Origin of the sequence: Paenibacillus aestuarii (assembly GCF_027789125.1) — a bacterium.
In the GTDB taxonomy this organism is placed as follows: Bacteria; Bacillota; Bacilli; order Paenibacillales; family NBRC-103111; genus Paenibacillus_E; species Paenibacillus_E aestuarii.
This window is the reverse complement of the sequence record NZ_JAQFVF010000001.1, coordinates 1-26,935: the sequence shown is the minus strand read 5'-3', so window position 1 is coordinate 26,935 and position 26,935 is coordinate 1. Positions and strand designations below refer to the sequence as shown.

Annotated in this window: 26 protein-coding genes; 17 read left to right on the top strand and 9 right to left on the bottom strand. The window is 49.7% G+C overall.

Features of this window, described 5'->3' with window-relative positions; all coding sequences use genetic code 11:
• The first annotated feature begins 224 nt into the window (after positions 1–224).
• From O9139_RS33240 to O9139_RS00110, 5 genes are all read left to right on the top strand, one after another.
• Entirely contained in the window at positions 225–392 is a 168-nt protein-coding gene (locus O9139_RS33240; RefSeq protein ID WP_408638355.1) for a DUF3973 domain-containing protein, read from the top strand.
• A 104-nt stretch (positions 393–496) separates the two neighbouring features.
• Entirely contained in the window at positions 497–1,594 is a 1,098-nt protein-coding gene (locus O9139_RS00125; RefSeq protein WP_270877410.1) for a GerAB/ArcD/ProY family transporter, read from the top strand.
• 24 nt (positions 1,595–1,618) lie between these two features.
• Entirely contained in the window at positions 1,619–3,190 is a 1,572-nt protein-coding gene (locus O9139_RS00120) for a spore germination protein (protein WP_270877409.1), read from the top strand.
• Between the two features lie 14 nt (positions 3,191–3,204).
• Positions 3,205–4,404, top strand: a complete 1,200-nt coding sequence (locus O9139_RS00115) for a Ger(x)C family spore germination protein (RefSeq protein WP_270877408.1) — start codon at positions 3,205–3,207, stop codon at positions 4,402–4,404.
• An 82-nt stretch (positions 4,405–4,486) separates the two neighbouring features.
• Entirely contained in the window at positions 4,487–4,642 is a 156-nt protein-coding gene (locus O9139_RS00110) for a hypothetical protein (RefSeq protein WP_270877407.1), read from the top strand.
• Between the two features lie 40 nt (positions 4,643–4,682).
• Here O9139_RS00110 and O9139_RS00105 read toward each other — a convergent pair whose 3' ends face one another.
• The 4 genes from O9139_RS00105 to O9139_RS00090 all read right to left on the bottom strand — a co-directional run bounded on the left by O9139_RS00105 (position 4,683) and on the right by O9139_RS00090 (position 9,580).
• A complete protein-coding gene (locus O9139_RS00105) occupies positions 4,683–5,903 on the bottom strand; it encodes a hypothetical protein (RefSeq protein WP_270877406.1) in 1,221 nt (406 codons plus the stop codon).
• Positions 5,904–6,018: 115 nt separating this feature from the next.
• Entirely contained in the window at positions 6,019–7,119 is a 1,101-nt protein-coding gene (locus tag O9139_RS00100) for a Ger(x)C family spore germination protein (RefSeq protein WP_270877405.1), read from the bottom strand.
• Positions 7,116–8,219, bottom strand: a complete 1,104-nt coding sequence (locus tag O9139_RS00095; protein ID WP_270877404.1) for a GerAB/ArcD/ProY family transporter — start codon at positions 8,217–8,219, stop codon at positions 7,116–7,118. The genes O9139_RS00100 and O9139_RS00095 overlap by 4 nt, the downstream gene beginning before the upstream one ends.
• Positions 8,216–9,580: a spore germination protein gene (locus O9139_RS00090; protein WP_270877403.1), complete on the bottom strand. Its 1,365-nt coding sequence runs from the start codon at positions 9,578–9,580 to the stop codon at positions 8,216–8,218. Before O9139_RS00090 ends, O9139_RS00095 begins: the two co-directional genes overlap by 4 nt.
• 117 nt (positions 9,581–9,697) lie before the next feature.
• On the opposite strand from O9139_RS00090, the gene O9139_RS00085 reads away from it, so the two are divergent.
• Together O9139_RS00085 and O9139_RS00080 are read left to right on the top strand one after the other, a co-directional pair.
• On the top strand, positions 9,698–10,435 hold the full coding sequence (locus O9139_RS00085; protein WP_270877402.1) for a tRNA(His) guanylyltransferase Thg1 family protein: 738 nt from the start codon (positions 9,698–9,700) through the stop codon (positions 10,433–10,435).
• A gap of 1 nt (position 10,436) precedes the next feature.
• Entirely contained in the window at positions 10,437–10,877 is a 441-nt protein-coding gene (locus tag O9139_RS00080) for an AAA family ATPase (RefSeq protein WP_270877401.1), read from the top strand.
• A gap of 107 nt (positions 10,878–10,984) precedes the next feature.
• Here O9139_RS00080 and O9139_RS00075 read toward each other — a convergent pair whose 3' ends face one another.
• Both O9139_RS00075 and O9139_RS00070 read right to left on the bottom strand, forming a co-directional pair.
• The gene (locus tag O9139_RS00075; RefSeq protein WP_270877400.1) at positions 10,985–12,187 is read right to left on the bottom strand and encodes an MFS transporter; all 1,203 of its coding nucleotides are present in this window, start codon (positions 12,185–12,187) and stop codon (positions 10,985–10,987) included.
• Positions 12,188–12,311: 124 nt separating this feature from the next.
• Positions 12,312–12,512 carry a PspC domain-containing protein gene (locus O9139_RS00070; protein ID WP_270877399.1) on the bottom strand — a complete coding sequence of 67 codons (201 nt, stop codon included), beginning with the start codon at positions 12,510–12,512 and terminating at the stop codon, positions 12,312–12,314.
• Between the two features lie 321 nt (positions 12,513–12,833).
• Here O9139_RS00070 and O9139_RS00065 point away from each other — a divergent pair, with 321 nt between their 5' ends.
• Complete coding sequence (locus O9139_RS00065; RefSeq protein ID WP_270877398.1) at positions 12,834–13,178, top strand: DUF1904 family protein; 345 nt, start codon at positions 12,834–12,836, stop codon at positions 13,176–13,178.
• A gap of 98 nt (positions 13,179–13,276) precedes the next feature.
• On the opposite strand, the gene O9139_RS00060 is transcribed toward O9139_RS00065, so the two are convergent.
• Together O9139_RS00060 and O9139_RS00055 are read right to left on the bottom strand one after the other, a co-directional pair.
• On the bottom strand, positions 13,277–14,251 hold the full coding sequence (locus O9139_RS00060) for a Gfo/Idh/MocA family protein (RefSeq protein WP_270877397.1): 975 nt from the start codon (positions 14,249–14,251) through the stop codon (positions 13,277–13,279).
• Positions 14,252–14,525: 274 nt separating this feature from the next.
• Positions 14,526–15,512 carry a LacI family DNA-binding transcriptional regulator gene (locus tag O9139_RS00055; protein WP_270877396.1) on the bottom strand — a complete coding sequence of 329 codons (987 nt, stop codon included), beginning with the start codon at positions 15,510–15,512 and terminating at the stop codon, positions 14,526–14,528.
• A gap of 282 nt (positions 15,513–15,794) precedes the next feature.
• Here O9139_RS00055 and O9139_RS00050 point away from each other — a divergent pair, with 282 nt between their 5' ends.
• The 5 genes from O9139_RS00050 (at position 15,795) to O9139_RS00030 (ending at position 22,414) form a co-directional block, all read left to right on the top strand.
• Entirely contained in the window at positions 15,795–17,078 is a 1,284-nt protein-coding gene (locus tag O9139_RS00050; RefSeq protein WP_270877395.1) for an ABC transporter substrate-binding protein, read from the top strand.
• Entirely contained in the window at positions 17,075–17,965 is an 891-nt protein-coding gene (locus O9139_RS00045; RefSeq protein WP_270877394.1) for a carbohydrate ABC transporter permease, read from the top strand. The genes O9139_RS00050 and O9139_RS00045 overlap by 4 nt, the downstream gene beginning before the upstream one ends.
• A gap of 18 nt (positions 17,966–17,983) precedes the next feature.
• Positions 17,984–18,874 carry a carbohydrate ABC transporter permease gene (locus O9139_RS00040; protein ID WP_270877393.1) on the top strand — a complete coding sequence of 297 codons (891 nt, stop codon included), beginning with the start codon at positions 17,984–17,986 and terminating at the stop codon, positions 18,872–18,874.
• A gap of 62 nt (positions 18,875–18,936) precedes the next feature.
• Positions 18,937–21,393, top strand: a complete 2,457-nt coding sequence (locus tag O9139_RS00035) for a GH116 family glycosyl-hydrolase (RefSeq protein ID WP_270877392.1) — start codon at positions 18,937–18,939, stop codon at positions 21,391–21,393.
• Positions 21,394–21,565: 172 nt separating this feature from the next.
• Positions 21,566–22,414, top strand: coding sequence for a nucleotidyltransferase domain-containing protein (locus O9139_RS00030; RefSeq protein WP_270877391.1), 849 nt, complete (start codon positions 21,566–21,568; stop codon positions 22,412–22,414).
• A 257-nt stretch (positions 22,415–22,671) separates the two neighbouring features.
• Here the strand turns inward: O9139_RS00030 and cidR are convergent, their stop codons facing one another.
• The gene (gene cidR / locus O9139_RS00025; protein WP_270877390.1) at positions 22,672–23,559 is read right to left on the bottom strand and encodes a cidABC operon transcriptional activator CidR; all 888 of its coding nucleotides are present in this window, start codon (positions 23,557–23,559) and stop codon (positions 22,672–22,674) included.
• A gap of 112 nt (positions 23,560–23,671) precedes the next feature.
• Between cidR and O9139_RS00020 the strand changes: the two genes are divergently transcribed.
• The 4 genes from O9139_RS00020 (at position 23,672) to O9139_RS00005 (ending at position 26,706) form a co-directional block, all read left to right on the top strand.
• A complete protein-coding gene (locus tag O9139_RS00020) occupies positions 23,672–24,043 on the top strand; it encodes a CidA/LrgA family protein (protein ID WP_270877389.1) in 372 nt (123 codons plus the stop codon).
• On the top strand, positions 24,040–24,720 hold the full coding sequence (locus tag O9139_RS00015; RefSeq protein ID WP_270877388.1) for an LrgB family protein: 681 nt from the start codon (positions 24,040–24,042) through the stop codon (positions 24,718–24,720). The genes O9139_RS00020 and O9139_RS00015 overlap by 4 nt, the downstream gene beginning before the upstream one ends.
• Positions 24,721–24,748: 28 nt before the next feature.
• Positions 24,749–25,660, top strand: coding sequence for a DMT family transporter (locus O9139_RS00010; RefSeq protein ID WP_270877387.1), 912 nt, complete (start codon positions 24,749–24,751; stop codon positions 25,658–25,660).
• Between the two features lie 74 nt (positions 25,661–25,734).
• Entirely contained in the window at positions 25,735–26,706 is a 972-nt protein-coding gene (locus tag O9139_RS00005; RefSeq protein WP_270877386.1) for a 2-hydroxyacid dehydrogenase, read from the top strand.
• Positions 26,707–26,935 lie beyond the last annotated feature (229 nt).

The window sequence follows — 26,935 nt, the reverse complement described above, 5'->3', positions numbered from 1 at the left end:
TCTCTTAATCCCTTTGGCGTGTTAGATTTGATAGCATATATATGTAGCTTATAAGCTTAATAGTGCGTGTAGATTATATCATTTTCGCTTCCAAAAGCTTATAGGTTTTTATTGCCAGTTCGACAAGGTGAACATCAAATTATGATAAAGAATCGATAAAATTCGCTTAATACTCCCAAAATTCCCCTAGAAAGCGGATATAATTAGATGTGGGAGGTCGATTTATGTCGATAATGAATAGTTATTACTGCATTCAATGCGAAAAGTTGCACACGAGAAGCTATTCGGTGAAGGAAAAAGTTTTTTTATCCGGTTTCCATTATGTCAACTCGATTTTGTTTAATGTTGGCGTATGCAATAAGTATATATCGGCTATTAAAAATGAAAAATAATAGAGACCCTGCCGTTGCGGCGGGGTTATTTGTTTTGTGCTCATGATTTAGGCGAAATTGGGAATAATATCCCTAGATGGAATCGTGGAGCGGAGGGATGACGCTTGAAAGACGTTAAGATATCCGTGAACCAGTTCGCCGTTCTCGTCATGATTTTTACAATCGGGACGACCATTCTGGTCATCCCTTCGGGGCTTGCCGCCGATGCCAAACAAGACGCCTGGATCGCTGCGATCGTCGGCGTCGGTCTCAATGTACTGCTCGTTTGCTTATACAATTTCATTAGCAACTATTTTCCGAATTTGACGCTTGTTGAATATAATGAAGCTTTGTTTGGCAAATGGCTGGGAAAGGTGATTTCCCTCCTTTTTATTTTCTTTGCATTTATCGGAGCGGCAACTGTTCTGTTTTATACGGGCAACTTCGTCAATACACAGGTGATGCCGGAAACGCCGATCCAGGCCGTCAATATTATTTTTGCCACCGTGGTTGTCATGGGGGTCCGTCTTGGCATTGAGACGTTGGCTCGGACAGCGGAGATTTTTTTTCCTTGGATCATTCTGTTATTCGTCATCTTAGTCGTCTGTTTGCTGCCGCAAGCACACCTTGACAAAATACAGCCCGTTCTGGCAGCTGGCAGCAAGCCGGTGATCAAAGGGGCTATGTCGGTGGTCGGAACATCATCGCTTCCTTTTATTGTGCTCTTCATGGTCTTTCCAGCTCATCTCAACCGTAGGGATCTAGCGAAAAAGGCTTACCTGATCGCTACCGCCATCGGCGGTGCCTGCTTTATTATTATCACCTTTCTGTGCGTATCGGTGCTGGGGCCTTATATGACAGAAAGACATATGTTCCCTAGCTATTCATTGGCCAAACAGATTAATATCGGCAATTTTCTGGAGCGGGTTGAAATTCTGATTGCGGGCATGTGGTTTCTCACCGTGTATTTCAAAACGACGTTCTACTTCTATGCCTTTGTCAGGGGCTTAGCGCAAATATTGAATATCAGGGATTACCGCTCACTGGCCATGCCGTCCGGCATGCTGTTGGTCATTTATTCGCTGGTGGTATATCCCAATGTCGCTTATATGTCGAGCTTCGATACCAAAGCGTATATTCCTTACGCATTAACGGCCGGTTTGGTTTATCCGCTGCTGATCCTCGCGGTTAGCGTCATGCGCAAGTCCAAGCTTAAGAACTAAGTTTGCTGGATAGCGGGAGGTACAATGGGATTTATTCAACAGCTATGGGGAAAAAATCGAATATCAGCGGATATTGATCTGCAGCAGCATGGGCTGACGCTTCCGAATGATCAGCTGGAACTATCGCTGGATCTGAATCTGGAACGGATCAAAATGGACTTTGGCCATAGTCATGATGTGGTGATCCAAAGTATGATTCCGGATGAAACGTATCCGTTGCAACTGGGATTTATTTACATCAACGGGTTGGTAAGCCCGAATGCGCTGCAGTCACTGCTCGCCCAAAACATCAATTTGGACTTGGATGAGCAGCCCATGACCGCTTTGGAGTCGTCCCTGAGCACTTTAGGGCAGGTATCGGAAATAACCGACTTTGCCACCTTATATCAAAGCTTATTATCGGGCTTGACGGTCGTCTTGCTAGACGGCTATGCGCAGGGCTTTGCGGCGAATACACCGGGCGGGGAGCATCGCGCCGTTGAAGAGCCTACGACGCAATCGGTCGTCAGAGGGCCGAGAGAAGGCTTCACGGAGGTGATCAGCACCAACATCGCCCTCATCCGGCGTAAAATCAAGGATCCCAACCTTTGGATGGAGTCGATGACGATCGGGCGAGTCAGCAAAACCGCTATGGCGATCATGTACGTCAATGGGATTGCCAATGACGGGCTGATTGAGGAAGCGCGAAGACGGCTGCAGGGCATCGATATTGATGCGATTTTTGAGAGCGGCAACGTGGAAGAATTGATCCAAGACGAAACGTACACGCCGTTTCCCACGCTATATAACACGGAGCGCCCGGATGTCATCGCGGCAGGGTTAATGGAGGGGCGCGTCGCCATTCTGGTCGACGGGACGCCGTTCGTCCTCATGGCGCCGGCTTTATTTACGCAATTTTATCAATCTGCGGAAGATTATTACCAGCGGGCCGATTTTGCTTCGCTGCTGCGTGTGCTGCGCTACGCCTGCTTCTTCATCTCCATGATGGCGCCGTCATTATATATTGCCATTACGACGTTCCATCAGGAGCTGCTGCCGTCGTCGCTGCTCATCAGTCTGGCTGCGCAGCGAGAAGGGATTCCGTTCCCGGCTTTTATTGAAGCGGTCGTGATGGAGGTCACCTTCGAGATTCTCCGCGAAGCGGGCGTGCGGCTGCCGAAAACGGTCGGACAAGCGGTTTCCATTGTTGGCGCCTTGGTCATCGGCCAAGCGGCGGTCGAAGCGGGGCTTGTCTCGCCGGCAATGGTCATTATCGTGGCGATTACCGCGATTTCCAATTTCGTCATACCGTCCTTTAATATGGCTATTTCAATCCGGATACTCAGATTTCTGTTAATGCTGGTCGCAGCTTCCTTTGGACTGTATGGGGTCACGGTCGGACTGATCGCCATTGTGCTGCATCTGTGCAGCCTTAGATCGTTTGGCGTTCCGTACATGGCACCAATGGCGCCTTTCATTCTAGAAGACCAGAAGGATACGATCTTTCGACTGCCCTTATGGGCGCTATTTGCCAGACCGCGGCTAATTAGTCAAAAAAACAGTGTTCGTGAGCGCAATACCGCTCCTAATACGCCGCCAACCGGACGCCGGAAGTAAAGGAGGTATCGGACATGCGAAGAAGCCAATTCATACGGCTGCTTCCTATTTGCCTGCTCGCCTGTGTCCTGACCGGCTGCTGGAGCCGTGTTGAACTGAATGATCTGGCGATCGTCGTCGGGATGAGCTTTGATAAAAAAGGGGATGAGGTGCAGGTGACGATCCAGGTCGTCAATCCCAGCGAAGTGGCATCCAAAAAGGGCGCGACCGGCAATTTGTCTGTGACCACTTACCAGGCGACATCGCCGACCATTTTTGAGGCTTTAAGGAAACTCGCAACGGTGAGTCCACGGCGAGTGTACGCCTCTCATCTGCGGATACTGGTGATCAGCGAAGAGATCGCGAAGGAAGGCATTACCCCCATTCTCGATGGGATTTCGCGGAATCATGAAATGCGCTCTGATTTCTACATCACCGTAGCACGGGGGACGTCAGCGGAAAGTATTCTGAGAACCTTGACGCCGATTGAAAAGATCCCTTCCAATAAGTTGTTTACCACGTTGGAAATGTCAGAGAAGGTGTGGGCGCCTACGGTGAAAGTCAAGCTCGACACCTTGATATCCGATCTGCAAACGGAAGGCAAAGATCCTGTGTTGACTGGCATTCAAATCAAAGGCGACCCTTCTAAAGGCGGTGACAAAGGCAATCTCAACCGCACTGTCCCTTATGCGACCTTGCAATATTCAGGGCTTGCCGTATTCAAGAACGATAAGCTTGCTGGCTGGATGGATGAGCTGGAAAGCAAGGGGTACAATTATATTTCCAACAATGTGAAGAGCACAATAGGCCATGTAACTTGTCCGGAAGGGGGGATCATGGCGCTTGAGATCATGAGAGCGAAGACGAAGGTGCATGGAACGGTGAAAAACGGGAAACCGCAGGTGCAGGTGGATTCGTTTATTGAGGAGGATGTGGGCGAAGTCCAGTGTAAAATTGATCTGATGGATCCGCAGCAAATCGCCGATTTGGAACAAATCGCGCAAAAAAGGGTGGAAGGAATTATAAAAGGCGCGATTGAAAAAGCCAAAACCTATAACGCCGATATTTTCGGCTTTGGGCAAGCGGTGAATCGATCGTCACCCAAATATTGGGAAAAACACAAGGGCGAATGGATGGACCAGTTTGCAGAACTGCCTGTGCAGGTGAATGTTGAAGTCAAGATCCGCCGCATGGGGACGGTCAACGATTCTTTGCTACAAAAAATAAAGGAATGATTACATGTGGTCGCTGGGTGCACTGCTTATATCCGCTGCAGGAATAGCCCTTTTGGAGATTCCAAGGCTGAGGAAGAATAAAATGTACAAAGATTTGATCGTGTTCTGCTGTTTATTGCTGCTCGGAACGATTCTGGGAGCGATTAAAATTGTTCATCGGACACTTCCGAACCCGCTGGATCTGATCACTTTTGTGTTCCAGCCTGCTAGTAAGCTTTTGCAGCATTTGCTGCAGTAAAAAAGAAGGCCTGCGCGTTGCGCAGGCTTATGTTATGTGGTTAAGCCATTCTGGATACGCCTAGCGCCGTGTGATCCCAAAGAACTTCCTCGACTTTTTCCAATAGAGCCTCTTCGCATTGAATCATGACCACCACTTCGGATGTAATCCCTTTGACGCCGGTTCTGTTTTTTTTCAAAATCATCAGCTTGATAGAAAATCCGAGCAATATCCCTGACACAGCCCCAATAATTCCCCATAGGATAGGCCCCCATTTTAACTCGAAGCCATAAATGGCCCCCAAAAGCATAAAGATTGTACCCAGAACGGCGGCAAGATCCATCATGCTAAAACCGTCGGCGGTATGGATCGAATCAAAAATTTTGCGAGGCTCCGATCTTTTATCAAGGGGAAGGGCTGTAATTTTATCTTTCGTAATGCCAAGCCGCTCGACAGCAGTGATGGCCATCTCCAGAAAGACGGTTTGTTCAAATGTGGCTACGATAAACTTCATCGATTTCACCTGCGCTGACTGGAATATTGCTTCCACGTTGGCAGAAGCTTGATAATACATTCTCAAGTATTTGGACTGCTCTTTCTCAAAGAGCTTGTTTTGCTCCACGGTGGAGATGTAGGAGTCGTAAAAAATAAAGGTGTAGATCGAAGGCAAATAAAGCAGCCACTGCATATTAATGACACTTTTCGACTGTTCAAAATGACCGATCATCATCCAATGAATCGCTTGCGGCAAGTGCGAGAAATAGACGATCGCTGTGGTATAGCCGAACATAAATAAGCCGGAAATCACCTTGTGGATGTATAAGTAGCCCAAACCCGGCACAAGCGCAGACCAGGCGAGGGCGACCCAGGGGAGCTTTTTATCGAGATAATTCATATCCCACACGCCCATCTTGAGCGTAATCATGGGAGCGTCTTCACGATCTGCCAGCATATATTGCTTATTAATATCGACGGTGGAGCGGTAAGCGTCCCAAATCGCGAACATATAGATACCGACGTAAAGAATAAACCATCTTTCATCGATGACCTCTTTGGCGCTTTGAAAGTGACCTTGCATCGTATACATGATCGCCAAGTTAATTTTGGCCTGATGGTTGATGAACAATTCCCACAAAATCAAAATCAACGCTTTCGCGTAACGATGCAGAATTAAGTTGCCGAATCCCGGATAGGAGAAGGCAAAAAAAGTAACAACCCACGGATTACGCAAGTGGAGCTGATTGGTACTGAACTGGGAAAGCAATGCTCTTGTACGCCGCACAACCTCTCTCCTTTAAAACAAAAGCTTCAGGTGCAAGCGTGATGCGCATGGCACCCATCTCTTTTATGATAACTTCGTTTGGCAAAATCATACCTGAACCGTGAATTTCCTTTGGTTAACGAACGACACCTGTGCCTAGTATTTTCACTTTAATATTGACCTGAAGGTTTAAGTTGGGATAGATGTCGATCCAATGCTGCCAGTCCTTATCGGATACATAGCCTAAAGCCCGGTAGTGAAGTCCGAAGCCGATGGGATCCACACCTTTTTCCTGAAGCAGAGCTAACACATTCATACAGCGGACCTTACTTTGTGCCTGGACGGATTGTGCCAATTCATTCCAGTCATCATCGTATAACGGACGAGAGGACTCTTCCACCATACCGTCAGCTTTCATTTCAATCCTGACATCCGGCATGCCATTTTGGTTAGGATTCGAGATGTGGATTTTACGTTTAAAATGTTGAATAGAAATATCGAAGTTTTCATTCTGATGATTCGTGTGAATATCCAGCTTCCGAGCATTCCGTGTAAGTTGGTTCAGAATGCGCGTCTGATCCGGATTCAAAATCGCTCGAATGCGATGTTTATCCAGGATCGCGACTTGATCAATTTCAAAGATTTGCCCACGCGGGCGAATAACGGGTAAATAAGGATCCAGGCCGCGTTCCGTCATTCGACGATAAAAGTCTGATAAATTTTCCGTCATGATATAAGCGGATTCCGTTCCCTCCCGGTCAAAGCTTAAAAAGAGCGAGTTCGCCGGCAATCTTTCCGAGCTTACCCGGGTATCCAACACAGCCTCTGCTGTGGGGTCACCGACGGCGACGAAGCCGATCTTTTGGATATCCCTTCTGCGGATAAACCAATCGAGTGGCTTCTGGATATCTTCGCTCGCGAGTGATTTCCCGAATACGAATATTTTGGCGTGTCCCAAATCCAATTCCTTATCGACCTTCGATTTGAGCAGTCGAATCGCTTCAGTGACGGAATTCGCATCCTGCGTCACAAGCTGATACTTGTTCGAATTTCCTGGTTCGATACGCGGAGAGGGGATCCCTAGCTTTAAGGACACATGATAGGGCTTGTCCGGCACCCCGGATTGATCGACGCCGATAGCGAGTACAAAGAAGCGTTTATCCAGATCTTTCATGCCGCATCCGCTGTTGAAGCATAGTGCAGCAAGCAGGAAGATCATGAAGAAGCAGCGGTTCATGGTTGTTGTTGTCTCCTCATTCCAAGTCCATAGACCAGCAGCACGATGAAGATCTCCGAAGGCAGACGAAGCTGCAACCAGTTCGAAGCTGCCATCATAAAATGTTTTTCATCCAGCATCAGCGCAAAAAGCTCGGCTAGCACGACTGTCATGCCAGTGATCGCCATGCCGGATGTGGTCGGGTACTGCTGCAAGAAGGGCTTCGTTGTAGGTGGGAGCAAATTTTTGGTAAGTTCACTGCCTACATGCCAGGTTATGGAAATAAATAGTAATGCTACACTTAAGTAAAGCAGCAGAAAAATAAACATCACCCGTTCCATGAACCCGAATTCCATTTTCATCGAATCGGCTGTGCTGACCCAGATATACACAAAGTCTTCTACACCGTAGGTTCCATAATAACCGATGGGGATGAGGAAGGTTGTCGTTAATACGAGAGAACCTATGATAGGAATCACCCATAGATGCTGCTTTTTCAAGTTGATGCTTTGAAATTCACGATTAAAAATCGCCCAATTCACGTACCCTGTGAATACATAAGTAGAAGCTGTCAACGATTTCCAAGAAGGGAAGGTGAAGAGGTAGTGACGCATCACCTTGACGGCATCCCAATTCATGTTTTCGCTAAGGATTGCTTTGAATACAATGAATATGATAATAGGCAGATTGAGGAGCAGTACGATTTCCGTAATATATAGCACTGTTTTACTCGGATTCGTGGCCGTCCAGGCGCATACCATGCCTATAAAAGCGATTAACAGAAACAGATTGAAGTCGGGATTGACAAATCTTTGAATGATATGGCAATAAGAAATAAGAACTATACTGCCTGCAGCCAGCCACATGAAAGCTAGAAAGAACACGATGATGATTCGGATCGGAGCAGGCAAATTGGCGGCCAAAATTTCCGGCAATCCTTGCCCAGGGAAGCGGGTCAGGCCCTTCGTAAATAAATGGGCAAGGCCATATCCGAGCAAGATACTGATCAGTATGGCGGGAACCGCCCCATGGAACCGTTGTTTGATCAGGATGCTGGGTATGAAGATCAAGGTATTGGTCAGCATGCACATGAAGACCGGATAAAAATAATACCGGTTCATGTCGCTTCACCGTCTGGTGCAGAAGAGGGGCTAGGGAAGCTGACAACCTTCTCTCCAATAGATATTTTTAAGTAAGGCTCGCCGAAGCTCCGTAAGCTGACCAGGTATCCGATGACGAGAAATAAACCTACGGTCGTACCGATGATGCCAAACAGCGAAGCAAATAAAATTAAAACGTATTTGACGAAGCGCATGGCAAAGCTCATGGCATTGATCGGAATCACAAAATTGGAAATCGCTACCGCAGATGTAATGATGATCATGATGCTGCTGACCAGCCCAGCTTGCTGTGCGGCTTGGCCTAGGATCAGCCCACCGACCGTCGTAGCTGTAGAGCCTATGAATTTCGGCAGCCTTAAGCTGGCTTCCGTGAGAGCTTCAATCATGAACAGCATGAAAAGAACTTCTATATAAGAAGGATAGGGCACGGCTGCACGGCTGCCTGCGATGGACAAGGTCAGCTGGACGCGAAAGAGTTCCGGATTATAAGAAACGATGGCAATATAGAGGGATGGAAGCACGAGCGTGATAAACAGAGAAACATAACGAAGACTTACGAGCAGCCTGGATACCCAAAAGCTTTGATACAAGTCGTCCATAGCTGACATGAAATCAAAGAAGACCGCTGGCATAATCAGCACAAACTGCGTGCCCTCCACTAAAATAACCACTTTGCCTTGGGCCAGGCACAAAGTCGCCCGGTCAGGACGCTCAGTAATCATCATCGTCGGGAACAGCGAGTAACGGCGCTTATTCAACAGCTTCTCCAGCTGTCCGGAGGATTGCAGGACATCGACATTGATCGTACGCAGCTTCTCCTGGATCAGGGTGATCACATCCGGCTTCGCCAGCTCGTGATCGAAGACAAGCATGACTTTCGTATGCGACTGCGTGCCGATCTCAAATTGCTGAGCGGTTAGCTCCTGTCTTTTATACCGCGTCCGAACGATTGACAGCTTGGAGGTGATATCCTCTGCGAAAGCTTTGTTCGAGCCCAGCACAACGTTCTCAGTCGTCGTCTGCTCGGGATCCTCATTCCACACCTTTTTGATATTCAGACAAATGATGTCATCATAATAAACGACAACGATGCTCCCCTGCAGCATCTGGTTAACCGCATCTGTAATAGTTGTGGATTTTTTGGCACCGAAAATGGACAGCTTCTCTTGGAACTGCTCATAGCTCTGGCTATCAAATAAGGGCATCGAGACGAGCTGATAAAACAGCGAATGGTCGATGGCTGTGGAGAAATATAAGAAATCGACCTCAATCTGGTCATTGACGGCATGCTGCACGATGAGATCAATAGAGTGAGGCAGGCTTTTCTTTATTCGGCTGACGATCAGATTCTCGGTTGGCATAAGGCAGTTCTCCGGGGATGATGTAGGTATATACCCTAATATTCAATTTTATTGTAAAATTTATACAGGTAGATGGGGATTCCTATGGGGACAGAAAAGAAAGGAAGTGACCTGCAGATGAAACGAGATGACTTTGGAAACAGGATGAAAGACTATGAAAATGCTTACCGACTTACTTTACCACGCCGTCTTCCCGTAATTCTTCGGATTGATGGTTGCCATTTTCATACGTTTACAAGAGGACTCGATAAGCCCTTCGATAAATCGCTAACCGAAGCGATGTGGGCGACTTGTATATTTTTGGCGGAAAATATGATGGGGTGCAAGGTGGTGTATCAACAAAGCGATGAAATTTCCATCTTGCTGACCAACTATGATAAATTAACAACCCAATCCTGGTTTGATAACAATTTGCAAAAAATAGTATCGGTCTCCGCCTCTCTTGCGACCGCCAAATTCAATGAGCAGATTCGCCTGTACTACCCTGACAAACAATTGGCAACTTTCGATGCCAGAGCCTGGGTGGTGCCTCATGATGAGGTGGCGAATTATTTTGTATGGAGACAGCAGGATGCCACGAAAAATAGCATCTCGATGGTGGCCCAATCCCAGTTCGCGCATCAGGAACTGCAAGGGCTTGACGGCAAGCGGCTGCAGGACAAGCTGTTCCTGGAAAAAGGCTTGAATTGGAACGACCTGCCGGTGTGGCAAAAACGCGGCGTTTGCGTCATCAAACAGAGCTACCTGAAAGGGGAGGCTGTCCGGCACAAGTGGGAAGTTGATCTTGATACGCCGATCTTTTCCCAAAATCGGGATTATTTAAATCAATTTGTCTACCTGGACAAGGAGGAGTAGCATGGAATGTGTGATCCTGATGGGGCTTCAAGCTTCCGGCAAATCGACGTTTTGTAAGGAGCGCTTTTTCAATACGCACATCCGCATTAATCTTGACATGCTCCGAACCAGGCATAGGGAGCGTATCTACTTGACGGCTTCCTTTGAGGCTAAGCAGCCTTTTGTGGTCGATAATACCAACCCGTCGGCGGAGGACAGAAAGACGTATATTGAGTTGGCGAAGCAGCATAAATTCCAGGTGATCGGCTATTTCTTTGAGCCGGACTTCGAAGCTTCGCTGGCAAGGAATAAGGAGAGGCAAGGAAAAACCCAAGTTGCGGAAGCAGGCCTTCGCAGCGTCATGAACAAATTAAAGCCACCCGAGCTGTGTGAAGGGTTCGATCGGCTGTTTCGTGTCCGGGCGGTGAATGGGGCGTTTGTGGTGGAGGAAATGATGGGTTGACGGGTCGCCAGGGCGCGCAGTGGAGCGCGCCTGCATGAGATGGCACACAAGCATCATCACAGCCCCGCGAGAGAGGACGAGCAAAAGCCCCCCTGGAAGAGGGAGGCTTATCTGAGCAGCTGTGCCTCACGCCGCCTGCGAGCAACGAATTCGCTGCCGAAAAAGGCCAAGCTCGCCACCAAAGAGACGATGGCTGCGAACACGTACATGCTGGATCCGCCATAGTGATCCTCCAGCCAGCCGCCGATGCTCCCGCCGGAGATGCCGGCGAATCCGAGGAAGACCATCGCCAGCAAAGATTGCCCTGTGGAGGTCAACTGCCGCGGCAGCATAGAGACGGTGCAGTGGACGACGGTGATCCAGAATACGGCGAACGTAACAGCCGCTCCTGCTTGCAGCGCGAACATCACCCAAGGGTCCGTCGTATAGGCATATGCGAGCCAGCGCAGCACGTATAGCAAGCAAACCAAGCCAATAACATTGAATTCCCGCATCCGGTGTAAATATTTGCTAAGCAAAGCAAACGCCGGCAGCTCCGCCAACGCAGCCAAAGCCCATGACCAGCCGACCATGGCGTCCGAGCCCCCGGCTTTGGAGAGATACAAGCTGAACATCACATCATGCATCCGGTGCGGGACGGAGATGATGAAGACGAGCAGCAGAAACCATAAGAACGATTTATTTTTCAGAATCGGCATTAGCGATTGCAAGGACATCCGCTCACCAGAGGCCGGCTCATCCCGGAGCTTGAAAAGAAGCAGCAGCGGAACGATCCATGTCGCCCAGAAAATAAGGGACAAGCTATGGATGCCCAGCCATTGGCCGAGCAGGATGCCTCCGATGATTAGGACGACTGTGAAGCCGAGCGACCCGAACAGACGGACTGAGCCGAAAGATTGGCCTCTGCGTTCAGTCGCTTTTATCGTGATGCTATCCATCAGCGGAATGGATGGCAGCCAAAAGAAATAAAAGAGGGTGACAAACGCTAATGTCAATTCGTATGAGTTTGCAGTGAATAAGCCGATACTGGATAGGATGCTTAAGGTCCAGAGGAGGAAAATGATTTTCTTTACGGTACCTAACCGATCGCTCAAATATCCCCATACAGGCTGGAAGAACACGGCCAACAGCGGCCCCAGCATCATCATGAAACCGATTTGTCCGGAAGAATACCCCTTCGTCTGGAAGTAAACCGGAAGGAACGGCGATAACACATTTGTTGCATACAACCAAAATTGCAAGCCGCGAAGAGCCGTCAACTGGGAGTCACTTTTCCGGCGTATTACGAGGTCAGCCTGCTTCTGCAGCATGTTCAGATTCCACCTTGACTAATTTGATGAAACAAGGCGTGCACATGCCTGCTTCAGTTCTCAGTATAGTGAATTCTGAGCACGCAGGATAGGCTGATTCCTGTTATTTTTGTATGCGATTCTGTTACTGATATTGAATAAAAGGGTCTTTAGGCGTCAGCATACTGGCGATGAAATATAATAGCAGCGTCGTGCCAAAACTGCAAAATGCGGCCAACACCATGGCGATCCGCACAAGCGTTACGTTCACATTCAAATATTGAGCGATGCCTCCGCAAATCCCTGTTACCCATTTGTTTGTCGAAGAACGGTAAAATTTACTCATTGTATATACACTCCTTGTTCGTAGTCGTTATGTGCTTAAGTACTTAACTTCATGTACTGAGTATAAGACTTCTGCGAGTAGGGGAAAACAGACTGACGACGGTATTGGAGACTGGTCTTAAGTCGGGGACGATGCTTGACGTTTGGCGGGAGACGGTCCAAAGATCGCCTAGGATGGAGTTAGCGAGCGGTTAATTTGCTGGTTTTGCACATATCTATCTAGTTCTGAGAATGATTTGATCTAAAATTGGTTTTGTTTTTGGGTTGATTTTTCTAATAAAATGAATAAATTCGCTAACATTTATGCAAAGAAGGAATCAGCATGCCCTTTCTCCGGTTTAAAGGTTTTCAAAAAGAGTTCGTTTCGTCGATTTCGACTGACATCATTCGTGAGTTTTCCAAGATTACAGGCGTCTTGCCGCAAAAGGTGAAAATCGAGCTTCTGCTCGTCGAGCAGATTACGAATTCTCCGCCATCCCTCGAGATTCTTATGTTTCCTCGCGATCAGGACATGCATGACCGCATCGCTTTGGCTATGAACAGCTTGCTGGCCGAGCATGGATTTCGCGACGCGCATATTTTCTTCATTCTATTGTCGCCTAAATTGTACTATAAAGAAGGACAACCTCTGGAGGCTGCCCTGGAAGAACCGATTTCGCTGACATGACAACAGAGCGGAGCCGCTGCTGTGAAGTGACCTTGCAGATAACTGTGTCTGCCTGATAAAGGGTCCTTCGCGGCAGAGCGGGCTCCGTTTTTTGCGGTCTAACGAAGTGCGCCGCTCCCCCGCAGCCCCTCTAAAATGCGCTGAACTTTATAGCCTGTGGCAAAATTAACGACGACGGACGTGTGTCCGAGCACCGATTGAATGACGCCATCCACCATCGCGTATAGATGGTCCGTCTCAGCCAGTTCAACAGGAGCAAGCGGTTCCCCGCTTGCCGCGTACAGGAACTGGCTCCAGTTCGTCAGCGAAGCCGTGCCATGCGTTCCTATCGCTGTTAAAGCAACGTGCTCAGCAGCAGCAGCGCCGCTCATCCCGGTAATGAGCACAGGCACCTGCCGATCCAGCTCCAGCAGGGCCAAAATCCCGGTTTCACAGAGTTGTGTGTCCGCGGGATATTCCAGAGAAGAAGCGATTTGCCGCAAATCTCCGAACTCAGCCAAGATGAGCTGAATAAAATGCGGCAACACTTCGCGGACAAATCCGCCCTGCTCACGGCTGCCGATCCACGCGTTTTGCTGCCAGGCACGGGGCCAGACGGGGAAGTTCAAGGTCACTTCGACCCGGCGCAGCTCACCGATCCTCCGTTCTTGCAGACAGCGGGAGAATTCGCGATACGAAGGACGAAAAAAGGTCGGGAAGTTCATCGCATGCACAATTTTCGAATCGGCCGCTCCGCGGAGCATGTCTTCAGCTTCTTCCAGCGAATTGGCCAGAGGCTTCTCGCACAGAATGTGCTTCTGCTTTGCAATCGCACTCATGACGATGGGGTAGTGATATTTGGGTGGAACGGCGATATAGATGAGATCGACTTGATCATGAGCAAGCACGTCCTCATATTGCGTACTGGCGAACAGGTCGTTTCCCATGGCCTTGGTACGGGCAAGTAAAGCAACATCCGTGTCGCAAACCGCACGAACCTCGGCCTGAGGATGGCGGGCAAATGTTTGCAGCACCTTTTGGCCCACACCCCCTAACCCGATGATGCCAATCCCTACTTTTCGCAGATCCTTCATAAGAATTTCCTCTTTCTTTATCGTTTTGTATGCTTTTACCTTAAACCCATTTCACCTTTCAAAAAAGGGAAAATGGCTATCAGCTTATTTACACCTTTCCTCTGAACGACCAAAAGAACCCCCACCCTAATGCTAGAGGCGGCACATTTCATCGACAGCAGCAGTCAAAAGCAGCTCTATCTGTAACACCCATAAGTTAGGTTCAGCTTCTTCGTAACCGTAAACAAAGATCGCCAATCCTTCGTCCACGATGGATAAATTGGCGATCTTTGTTCTATATCGAATCCCTAACGATAATCCGGTGGGAGATCGTCGTCAGATTGGGGATTTTTTGGCCCTCCTGCTTGCGGATCAAAGATTCCACCAACGTCGTGCCGATGTCATCGACACTGTAGTCAATGGTGGTCAAGGCGGGATTGACGTAGTTTAACGTGTCAATATTATCGAAGCCCATGACGCCGACTTGCTCGGGGACAAGGATTTTTTTGCTGCTTAAAAATTTCAAAACATCTAACGCGTACATATCGCTCGTACAAAGAATTGCGGTTTTCTTGTGGGGGAGGTACAAATAATGGCCGATGACCGCCAGAAAATCTTTTTCCGTAATCACGGTATAACTTAGCTCCGCTTGTTCTTTGACCGCTTCCAGGAAGCCTTTATGCCGCTGCTCCGGACCGAAAATATTACTCTTCCCCTTGTAACGCAGCGGGGGACTGACATAGAGAATATGCTGATAGCCCTTGGCCTGAATCAAGCTTACAGCTTCTTTGATGGCTACTTTATCGTTGATCCAAACGAGCGGGAACTGCTTGGAAATCTGGTTGCCGAAGGAAACGATCGGCACTCTCGCTTTGTGGAGATACGCTTCAAACTCCTTGCCTTTATTTACGGAATGCAGGGCGATGCCATCGACTTTTCGATCCAGCAGGTTGTTAATATATTCGATTTCTAAATCGGGGTCTTTGTTCGATAGAGCCAAATAGACGAAGAAACCTTGCTTGCGCGCTTCGGCCTCAAAAGAATGGAACAACTGGGCGAAGATACGGTTCTGGACATCGAACATGACCAGGCCTAGCGTCTTCGTCCGGCCCTTGACCAGGCTTTGCGCCAGAAAATGCGGTCGGTAGCCGAGCTCTTCGGCGGCTTTCAGTATTTTTTCCCGCGTTTTCGGACTGATGCCCGGCCGGTTATTTAAGGCGCGATCGACGGTTCCTCGCGATAAACCGCAAAGTTCAGCAATCTGGAAGCTGGTAATGGTCATACTTGGCACTTAACCTCCTACGAAAGAAGCATATAGGCATATCGTATAACAGGGATGGCGCAGCGGTCAATCCCGTTCACGTGCACGATTTCTAATTTCTGTTAAAAATATTTTTTGTCCACCTTTCCAAATTACGACAAAATAAAGCGTTTACACGAACGATTGGGCTTTGCTATAATGAACTCGTTCACGTGAACGGTGTTACTCGTCAAGGTTTCCGTTCACGTGAACGCAAATGAAGGAACAGCTTTTCATTTTGATTGCGGAGAGGTGTCTATTCAAATGAAAAAGATTCTGACGTGGGTGTTGGTCTTGGTTTTCACGTTGAGTTTGGTAGCCTGCAGCAGCAATTCAAGTCAGACCGCATCAAGTTCCGGCAGCGGGGAGAAAGTAGAGCTTACGCTGGCTTATCCTGGCGGAGACGAGAAGAAGGATGATCTGGAGAAGTTTCTGAAGAAGTTCACGGATAAATACCCTAACATCAAAGTGAAGCTGATCTTTGTACCGAACAATAGCTGGGCAGACTATTTTAACAAATTACAGACGATGGCTGCTGGCGGCAACTCCCCAGACGTCATCCGTGTTGCGATCGAAGGTATTCAAATGTTCGTCAAAAGCGGCATGGCGCTTCCACTTGATGACTATATGAAGAGCGATCCGGCAGCTTTGGAAAATTACGATGACTTCCATACGAAACTGCAGTCAGCATTCGTCATTGACAACAAAACATATGGCTTTGCCTGGGATTGGAATAACGTCGTCGTTCACTTCAATACGGACATGCTGAAGAAGGCGAACCTGCCTGTGCCGGATAAGAATTGGACAAAGGATGACTTCTTGAAATATGCGCAAGCGATGACAACGGAAGAGAACGGCAAAAAAACGTACGGCTTCGCTATTCCGAACTACTACTTCGGTGCATCCGCATGGCTGCTCAACAATGACACGAACGTGTTGAACGCTGATATGACGAAGAGTACGCTGGATGATCCGAAAGCGATCGAAGTGATGCAGTTTTTCCAAGACTTGATCTACAAATATAAAGTTGCGCCTGTACCGAATCCGAAGACAGATATGATTAATCAATTGATGACAGGACAGGTGGGCATGATTGCAGCAGGCAAATGGCCGTTCGGCACCTACGAGAAAAATAACTTCAAGTCCGTAGAAGTCCAATTCGTACCAAAGTTTACAACGCAAAAAGTGATCTACGGTGACGGCAGCTTCCCGGTATTGAAATCCACGAAGCACCCGAAAGAATCCTATTTGCTATCAGCTTTCTTAAGCAACCCTGATTCGCAAAGAACGATGCTTTCCGCCGACTCCATTCCAGCACGCAAATCCGTCATGAACGAAGTGCTGCCGAAGAGCCCGATCAAGAACTGGAGCGTATATTCCGAAAGTGCGGACATTGCCGTAGCGGTTCAAGCGCCGGCTGAATATGCAGGCATTGAAGCTATTTTTAACAGACATATGTCGGATATTTTATCAAATCAATCGGATGCAGCAACAGCGATGAAGAAGGCTGCCCAAGAAATTAACGATCTATTGGCGCAGAAGAAATGAACAGCAAAGCCGTAAGAGACGCGTTCGCCGGCTATTTATTCCTGCTGCCTGCTCTGATCGTCTTCGGCTTATTCATCGCTGAGCCGTTGGTGAATTCGATCATTTTAAGTTTTCATCGCTACGATGTCATTACGCCGGCCGTGTTTGTCGGACTTGATAACTTTGTGAAGTTTTTCCATGATACACGCTTAGGAACCGTCTACGGCAACACGATTGAATTTGTGCTCATTCTCGTGCCTTTACATTTGATCATGGGCTTGCTTTTGGCGCTCGGGGTAACGAAGGTGGTGTCCGTGAAATGGAAATATATTTTCCGCACCGCCTTTTATTTCCCGGTGTTAGTGACGACGGCTGCTGTGGCCGTAGCGTGGGTGTATATGTACGATTTCAACTTCGGGATCATGAACTATTTGCTCAGTTTGTTTGGCGCTGCGCCGATCCCTTGGCTGAATGACCCGCATTGGGTATATGTGTCGGTTGCAATTTTCAGTTTCTGGAAGTTTGTCGGCAACCCGTTTCTCTACTATTTGGTCGGCTTGCAAAACATTCCGAAAAGCTTGTACGAAGCCGCCGAAATCGACGGCGCCAACGCGACCCAATCTTTCTTCCGCATTACGTTGCCCATGCTGACACCGACGATCTTCTTCGTACTGGTCGTCACCTTGATCGGCGCGATTCAGATTTTTGATGAGCCGTACCTAATTACCGGAGGCGGGCCTGGAGACGCTTCGAGGACGATCAGCTTGTACATCTATGAGCAAGCGTTTCAAAACCATGCAATGGGTTATGCTTCAACGGTTTCCCTCAGTTTATTTATCATCATTCTAGCGATCACCATCATGCAATTCAGATTCAGCAGCCGATGGGTATCCTATGACCAGGAGTAAAGGAGGTGTCCGATTGAAATGGATGCGCACAAACCAGCTTATGCAGCGAACAGCGTGATCGGGGTTAAAGCGGGAAGGCCAGGCGCCAGAATTAAAGCCCGAACCGTGCTGCTTTACATTGTGCTTCTGCTTGTGGCAGCCTACATGATTATCCCGTTTCTTTGGATATTTTCTACTTCCTTGCGCCTGGCGAAGGATTCGTTCGCGCTGCCGCCGGCCATTTTTCCGACCTCCTTCGTGTGGGAGAATTACCAGGAAGTGTTCGAGAAAGTTCCGTTTGCCGCTTTCATCACCAACAGCATTAAAATTGCAGCCATCGTCGTCATCGGCCACGTGTTGATTTCCAGTATGGCGGCCTTTGCTTTCTCGCGCATCAAATTTCCCGGCAGGGATGTCATCTTCCTCGTCTTTTTATCCGGCTTGATGATTCCGTCACAGGTGACGATCATTCCGCAGTTCATTTTGATCTCGAAGCTGGGGCTTGTCGATACGCACTGGGCGATCATTTTGCCGGCGCTCATTAACCCGCTCGGAATATTCATGATTCGCCAGATGATGCTGACGATTCCGCACAGCTATGATGAGGCAGCCTACATGGACGGCGCGAACCGCATGTGGGTGTTCTTGAAAGTCATTCTGCCGATGGCATTCCCTGCGGTATCCGTAACATCCGTGCTGCTGTTCATTGCCAACTGGAACGATTTTTTCCGTCCGCTCATTTTCCTCAATACATATGAGAAAATGACGCTGCCGCTCGGGATGACCGTATTAACCGGCCTCTTCGGAACGGGAAACTTGTCCGCCGTGCTCGCCGGTGTCACACTGTCCTTAATTCCACCGCTTCTATTCTATATGTTTGGCCAAAAGTATTTAATTGAAGGCTTGTCTGTAGGTGGATTGAAAATCTAGCTGACGGCATCCATGAACTTCATGATGACAAAAATATGCATGTCGGGAGAGGAGCAAACAACATGGGAAATGCGAGGGAAACATTATTTGAATTAGGTCCGCAGCGGACCTATTCAGGCGAGGCTACGGAGGCGGCTTTCCTGCTTGGCGGGATCGGCGCCGGGAACGTATCGCTCGGTGCGAGAGGGGAGCTGCGCGATTGGGAACTGTTCAACCACCCGGGCAAAGGCGTCAGCTTGCCGAACAGCTATTTCGCCATCTGGGCGAAAGCTGAAGGCGCTGCGCCGGTCGCGAAGGTGCTGGAGTCCAAAATCACGCCGCCGCACAGCTTGTCGCACGGCTATCATCCGATCTCGGGCGGAGGGCTGCCCCGCCTCGATGCCTCAACGCTGCGAGGGGAGTTCCCTGTTGCCCGCATTGATTTTACAGATCGCGATCTGCCCGTGTCCGTATCGCTGGAAGCTTTTACCCCGTTCATCCCCTTGAATCCGAACGATTCAGGACTGCCTGGCGCCGTGCTGACGTATCACGTGACCAATACATCCGATAAGCCGGTGGATGTGACGATCGCCGGATCGCTGCTTAATCCGATTGGCGGTTTCAGCTATGATAAGTTCTACAATCTAATCACTCCTGAAGCGGGGCAAAATGTGAATGAGTACCGGACCGCTGCGGGGTTTAGCGGACTTCATCTATATTCCAATAAATACCAATCCGGCGAGGAGAAGTATGGCAACTTATCCTTGGTGACAACGAATCGGCAGGTGACGTACAAAAGAGCTTGGCTGCGTGGAGTTTGGTTTGATTTCCTGCAGGAATTCTGGGATGATTTTGCCGAGGATGGACGGCTTAATGACCTAGGCTATGAAACACCGAGCGAGGAAGGGAAAACGGATACAGCAACGCTTGGCGTGTATGAAACGCTGGCTCCGGGCGAAACCAAACCGATCCAGTTCATTTTGTCCTGGTATTTCCCCAATCGGTTGAATGGGTGGAGCGAGAATGTCAGGGTAAAGGCGCCAGGGCGTGAGTTGACGCAAAATCACTACGTCAATCAGTTCGACAGCTCGTGGTCTGCGGCTTCGTATCTGGTCAACCATTTACCCCGCTTACAGCAGGAAACGTTCAAGTTCCGGGACGCGCTGTTCAGCAGCACTTTCCCGCCTTACGTGACGGAAGCGATCGCCAACAACATCACAGTGCTTCGCAGCACGACTTGCTTCTGGCTGAAGGACGGACGCTTCCTCGGCTACGAAGGCTGCTTCAACGACTGGGGCTGCTGCGACGGGAACTGCACCCATGTATGGAACTATGCGCAGACGCTGGCATTCCTGTTCCCGTCTCTGGAACAGAACATGCGGCGCACCGAGTTCCTAGAAGAGATCAACGACGATGGGAAAATGAACTTCCGCGCGCTGAAAATGTTCGACACCGAATGGATTTGGCACGGCAAGGAAGCTCCGGCGGCCGCCGACGGGCAGATGGGCGCGATCATGAGGGTGTACCGGGAATGGAAGCTGACCGGAGACGACACCTTTTTGCGTGAGCTGTGGCCATCGGTGAAAAAGACTTTGAAATTCGCTTTCAACCATTGGGACACGGATGAAGATTATGTGTTTGACGGCGTGCAGCACAATACGTACGATATCGAGTTTTACGGGCCGAACCCTTTGACGGGCACCTTCTTCCTGGGGGCATTAAGAGCCGGACAGGAAATGGCCGCTTATTTGGGCGAAGAAGCCACGGTTAACTTGTACAAAGATGTATTCGCCAAAAGCTCCGCCCAGCTCGAGAAGCTGACGTGGAACGGCGAGTACTACGTACAGCGCCTTGAAGATGTCAATGCGTATAAGTATCAGCATGGCATCGGCTGTCTGTCCGACCAACTGCTGGGGCAGCAGCTCGCGCATCTGTACGGCCTCGGTTATTTATTGCCGAAGGAGCATGTCAAGCAGGCGATTCATTCCGTGTTCAAATACAACTTCAAGACGGACTTCTCCAATCATGCCAATTGTCAGAGAACCTACGTGCTCAATGACGAGCAGGGACTGCTCCTCTGCTCCTGGCCGCAAGGCGGACGTCCCCGCCTGCCGTTTGTGTATTCCGACGAGGTATGGACCGGTATTGAGTACCAAGTCGCTACGCACTTGATCTATGAAGGCCTGATCGAAGAAGGACTGACCGTCGTCAAAGCCGTGCGCGACCGTCACGACGGCGTGCGCCGCAGCCCGTGGAACGAAGTGGAGTGCGGCCACCACTATGCGCGTTCCATGGCAAGCTGGGGCTTGCTGGTGGCGCTGAGCGGTTTTGAGTTTGATATGGCGCGCAAACAAATGAAATTTGCGCCGGTCATTGAGCAGGAGCAGTTCACCTGCTTCTGGAGTACAGGAACGGCTTGGGGAACCTACAGCCAAGCGAAGAACAGCGCAACAGGCGAAATTGAGCCTGTCGTTAGCGTCCTGCACGGCGATGCTGCTGGCATCGAGGTGCAGGCTTGCGGGAAAACTTGGACGCTGTAGGCGGGCAGCGGAAAGGGCATGCGTTTGACCGTTTGGCGCATAGTGGCGGCCACAGGGCTAGAAGGCTAGAAGGCAATAAAGTAATAAGGCTATAAGGCAATAAGGCTATAAGGCAATAAGGCAATAAGGCAACAAGGCCACAAGGAAATGTTAAGGGAATGCAGGTGCGGCTATGGAAGTTACTTCCTTACTGGAACGGATCACAGATCGACTGAAAAATGTCTCGGGCGTGGAAGCCGTCGTTCTCGGCGGCTCCCGTGCTCGGGGGACACATACCGAGAAATCCGATTTGGATATCGGCATTTATTACAGAGCGAATAGACCGCTTGACCTTGATGCATTGTCAGAGATTGCCCGACAGCTCGATGACTTGAAGCGGGATAGTCTGGTAACTCCGATCGGCGAGTGGGGACCGTGGATTAATGGCGGCGGCTGGCTGCAAGTGAACGGTTTGGGCGTTGATTTTCTGTATCGCGAGCTCGAGAAAGTGGCGGAAACGATCGAGGATTGCACGCATGGCATGGTGCGCATCGATTATCAGCCTGGTCACCCGCATGGATTTGTGAACAGTATTTATATGGGCGAAATCGCGGTATGCCGGCCTTTATGGGACCCCAAAGGGCTGATTGCCGGGTTGAAAGCTCATACGCAGCCGTATTCGCCGGTGCTGCAACAAGCAACAGTCGCCAAGTTTCTATGGGAAGCGGCATTCTCGGCTGACAACGCCTCAAAAGGCGTGTCCCGCGGCGATATTTCTTATATCGCCGGGCATTTGTTTCGTGCGGTAAGCTGCTTGACGCAAGTGCTTTTTGCCTTGAATGGCGACTACATGCTGAATGAAAAAGGCGCCGTAGCCTACGTGGCGAGATTCGCCATCGCGCCCGAGCAGTTTGAGTCGCGTGTGCAACAAGCTTACACGGGGCTTACGGTTAATGGAGATGATATGCTAAGCGCCATCGCCATCATACATGAGCTCATCGGTGAAACGAATGAGCTTGCAGCGAAAAGAGCCCCCGGTTAGGAGGCTCTTTTCGCTGCAAGTGCGTATGTATTTTAAATCTTACAGGTCGTCCATCACGAACAGCTGCATCAAATGAACCAGAGGATCCGTCGGCATTGCTAATATTGATTTTCCATTGACTTGCTTGAGCTGAAGTAAGGCTGTGTTCCGTTGTTACCGAATTTCCTGCTGCCAAATCCGCCCAGTCAACCCAAGTGGACACTTAAAAAATACAAAAAAACGGGACGTCACAAACGGCGTCTCGTTTTCTCGTATTCTTACTCTCCGAACATCTTCTGCACAAAAGCGATCCACTCCCGCGCCGCATAGGACAAGTAACCGTCCCGCCGCCAAATCATAGCCAGATGCCAGGGGAGCACCGGCTGCGTCAAAGCGATCACACGCAAGCGCTGCGGATCCAGCTCCTTGCAGATCGCTTCGGGCAGCAAAGCGATGCCCAGATTGGCGGCGACCATCTCGCAAATAAAATCCCATTGCGTGCTTTTATAAACAACGTTCGGCTGGAAGCCCTGCTCCTCGCAGGCGGCAATAATCCGGTCATGCAAAGCAAAATCTTCATGAAACAGCAGAAAAGGCTCCTCCCTCAGCTCAGCCAACCGAACTTCGGGACTTGAAGCCAATCGGTGCGCAGTGGAGACGACGAGCATCAGCCGCTGCTTCACCAGGCATATGGATTCAAACAGCTCGTCCTTGGTCGGCAGCAGGATGACACCGATATCGAGCTCGCCCGACCCGACCTCAGCCTCGACTTTTTTGGCGCCGTGCTCGACGAGCTGCAGGGTGATCTTCGGAAACTGCTCGTGGAATTTTCCGATAATGGGCGGGAAGAAGCTTACCCCGACCATCGGCGGCAGCCCTATGCGGATGCGTCCGACCTTAACCTGCATAAGCTCATCGAGCCGCGACGTCATATATTCGAACGACTGGACCATCTGCCCGGCCTGTGCCAAAAGAATCGAGCCTGCATCGGTCAGAACGATGCGTTTGCTGCCGATCCGCTCGAACAGGACGACACCCAGCTCGTCTTCGATCATTTTAATCGTTTTGCTGATCGTTGGTTGTGTAATATAGAGCGCCTGAGCGGCTTTAGTAAAACTTTGCCACCGCACCACTTCCAAAAAGTATTGCAAATGCCGGATTTCCAACGGATGTTTCCTCCCCCTAACTTCATAACCGAATGGAATGAAAACCATTCTGTAAATGTATTTTACCTATGAAAGTGGCTGCTGTACACTTTTCATGAAAGGGGATGGATCCATGAAGACGGGGCTTACCGTTAGTATCCAAATTGCTTTTTTAATCATCGTTTCCTGGCTTATGAACAAACTTGTCCAATGGCTGCATATCCCTGTACCCGGAAGTATTCTAGGCATGATTCTCGTTTTTCTTCTGCTCCAAATGAAGCTGCTTCCCCGCAAGCTGCTGGAGGCGGGCTCTAACTGGCTGATCGCGACGATGCTGCTGTTTTTCATACCGCCTGCGGTCGGCATCATTTCATACCGGCAATTGCTAGTGGATAAGGGTTTGCAAATCGTGCTTGTGATCGTGTTCGGAACCGTCATCGTGATGGTTTGCAGCGGACTGGTCGCGCAAGTGATCGCCAAACGAAAGGGGTTATCACGGCCATGATCTTGGGGGCTGCCAGTATTTTGGTCACGGTACTGATTTATGTAGTATCCAGCCATCTTTATCGCTACAAACCTATTATGATTCTTTCTCCGCTAATTATTACGCCTGTGGCCTTAGCGGTGCTTTTGCTGACTTCGCGCATTCAATTCGAAACCTATAACGCAGGGGCGCACTGGCTGTCCGATATGCTTCAGCCCGCCACGATTGCGTTTGCCATACCGTTGTCGAAGCATTTTGATCTCGTGAAAAAACATGCTGTACAAATTATCGTCAGCGTGCTGACAGGCTCCGCGGTAGCCGTGGCCTCGTCCATGTGGCTCGCCAAAGCACTGCATCTGGACTCGCAGCTCATCTTCAGCCTCATCCCGCATTCCGCGACGACGCCGATTGCTATGGCCGTCTCGCAGTCGATTGGCGGCATTCCGACGATAACGGCTATTGCGGTGATGATCACGGGCATTTTCGGCTCGTTGATCGGGCCCTTTGTGATTCGGCTGTGCAACATCCGCAACGATATCGCCCGCGGCGTGCTGCTCGGAACGAGCGCTCACGGGGCCGGCACTTCCAAAGCGTTTGAGTTTGGCAGCCTTACAGGCACGGTATCGAGCATTTCGATGATCATGGCTGCCGTCATTACACTTTTTATAACACCATGGATATTAAAAGCATTCTTGTAAAAAGCAGATAAAGGAGAATAACATCAAAGTGAATAAATCTACGAAGTTGAAAACCGCCCTGCTGATCGTCTTCTTAGTACTCGTCTGGGGTGTCAACTGGCCTTTATCTAAATATGCATTGGCATATATGCCTCCCGTATTGTTCTCCGGGACGAGAACGCTGCTGGGCGGCTTGTTGCTGCTGTTCGTCGCGATACCTAGATGGAAACATTTGCAGTTGAAAAAAACATGGGGCATCTATCTTGTCTCCGCCCTGGTAAATGTCATCTTATATTACGGCCTGCAAACGATTGGCCTTAAATTTTTGCCTGCCGGTTTATTTTCAGCGATCGTCTTTCTTCAGCCTGTGCTGGTCGGCATTTTTTCCTGGATTTGGCTCGGAGAGTCGATGAACGGTTTGAAAATCGCCGGATTGATCCTCGGCTTCGCCGGTGTCGGGGTTATTTGCCTTGGTTCCGGCGGTGTGTCCGGTCATATTTCTGCCGCGGGGATTTTGCTTGCACTCGGATCTTCATTGAGCTGGGCCTTAGGTACGATCTATGTAAAAAGAAAGGGGGCTATGGTAGACCCCATTTGGCTTGTTACCCTTCAGCTGCTCGTCGGCGGTGTGTTGATGACGCTATTAGGCTCCGAAGTAGAGAGCTGGTCTAAAGTTGCGTGGGAGCCGTCATTTATTTGGAGCTTGCTGTTCATCTCCATTTTTGTGATTGCGATAGGCTGGCTTGTATTTTATAAGCTGATTGATTCCGGTGAAGCGAGCAAAGTGGCTTCCTATACGTTTTTGATCCCGTTAGTCGCTATATTGACAGGGACGCTATTCTTCCATGAGCCGTTTTCGCTTTCGCTGCTAGAGGGGTTAATTTTGATATTAATGAGTATCGTTCTCGTGAATCGCAAACCTTCGCGTAGCATGAGCAGCGTCATGAAAAGAAGCGCATAACGATTAGGATTGTCTCCTGACTCGTGATTCTGGTATGCTGAAACTGGCAGTTACTAGAAAAAGGAGGTCGTACGATGAGCAAGCCTAAAGTCCTTGTTATGAAAAAGCTTCCAAGCGAAGTGATGTCTTATTTATCGGATCATTGCGAAATCATCATTCCTTCTTCAAATGAAACAGACAGCCTGCAGTTTTCCGCTTTGTTAGGGGAAGTGGAGGGGCTCATTCCAGCTGGAGTTCGCATTGACAACACCTTGCTGGAATCCGCGCCGCAGCTGAAAGTAGTCAGCAATATTTCCGTGGGCTACGACAACTTTGATATTGCAGCGATGAAAGCCAGACACATCATCGGCACGCACACGCCATATGTCCTCGATGATACGGTAGCCGATCTGGTGTTTGGTCTCATTCTTTCCGCAGCGCGCCGCCTGCCGGAGCTGGACAAGCTGGTCAGAGACGGCGGCTGGGTGTCATCGGTCCGCGACGAGCAGCTGTTCGGCGTCGATGTTCACCATGCCACGCTCGGAATTATCGGCATGGGCCGGATTGGCGAGGCCATTGCCAAGCGCGCCAAATTCGGATTCGATATGAACGTGCAATACAGCAACCGGAGCCGCAAAGCTGACATTGAGGAAAGGCTTGGCGTGCAATACGCTCCGCTGGATGAGCTGCTGGCGACTTCCGATTTTGTTGTACTGATGGCGCCGCACACGAAGGAAACGCACAAAATGATCGGCAAAGCGCAATTTGCCTTAATGAAACAAACCGCCATCTTCATTAATGCTTCGCGGGGCGCGTTGGTGGATGAGGAGGCTTTGATCGAGGCGCTGGAGCAAAAGACGATCTACGCCGCCGGCCTCGATGTCTTCGACCAGGAACCGGTCGATCCGGCGAACCGCCTGCTGCAACTAAGCAACGCGGTCACGCTGCCGCATATCGGCTCGGCGACCTTGAAGACGCGCAACGACATGGCCATGGTTGCGGCCCGCAACCTGGTGCTGGCGTTGAAAGGTGAGACTGCTCCGAACATCGTGCCGGAGCTGCGATAATAGAAAGGACTTCCATTTCCACTGAACAGTGAGATGGAAGTCCTTTTTTGCATGGCGGCGCGGTGGTGCGGTCGGCGACATGGGGCGAAGTTTGCTGCAGCTGGGCAAAACCGGACTAGAGAGCGCTGCCCGTGAAGCGAGCATGCTGTAGTCCGGTTTTTCCGGACTACAGCGGAGGAGGCGCGACCAAACCGCGCTGCAGTCCGATTTTGCCGGCTTAGCGGCGCGG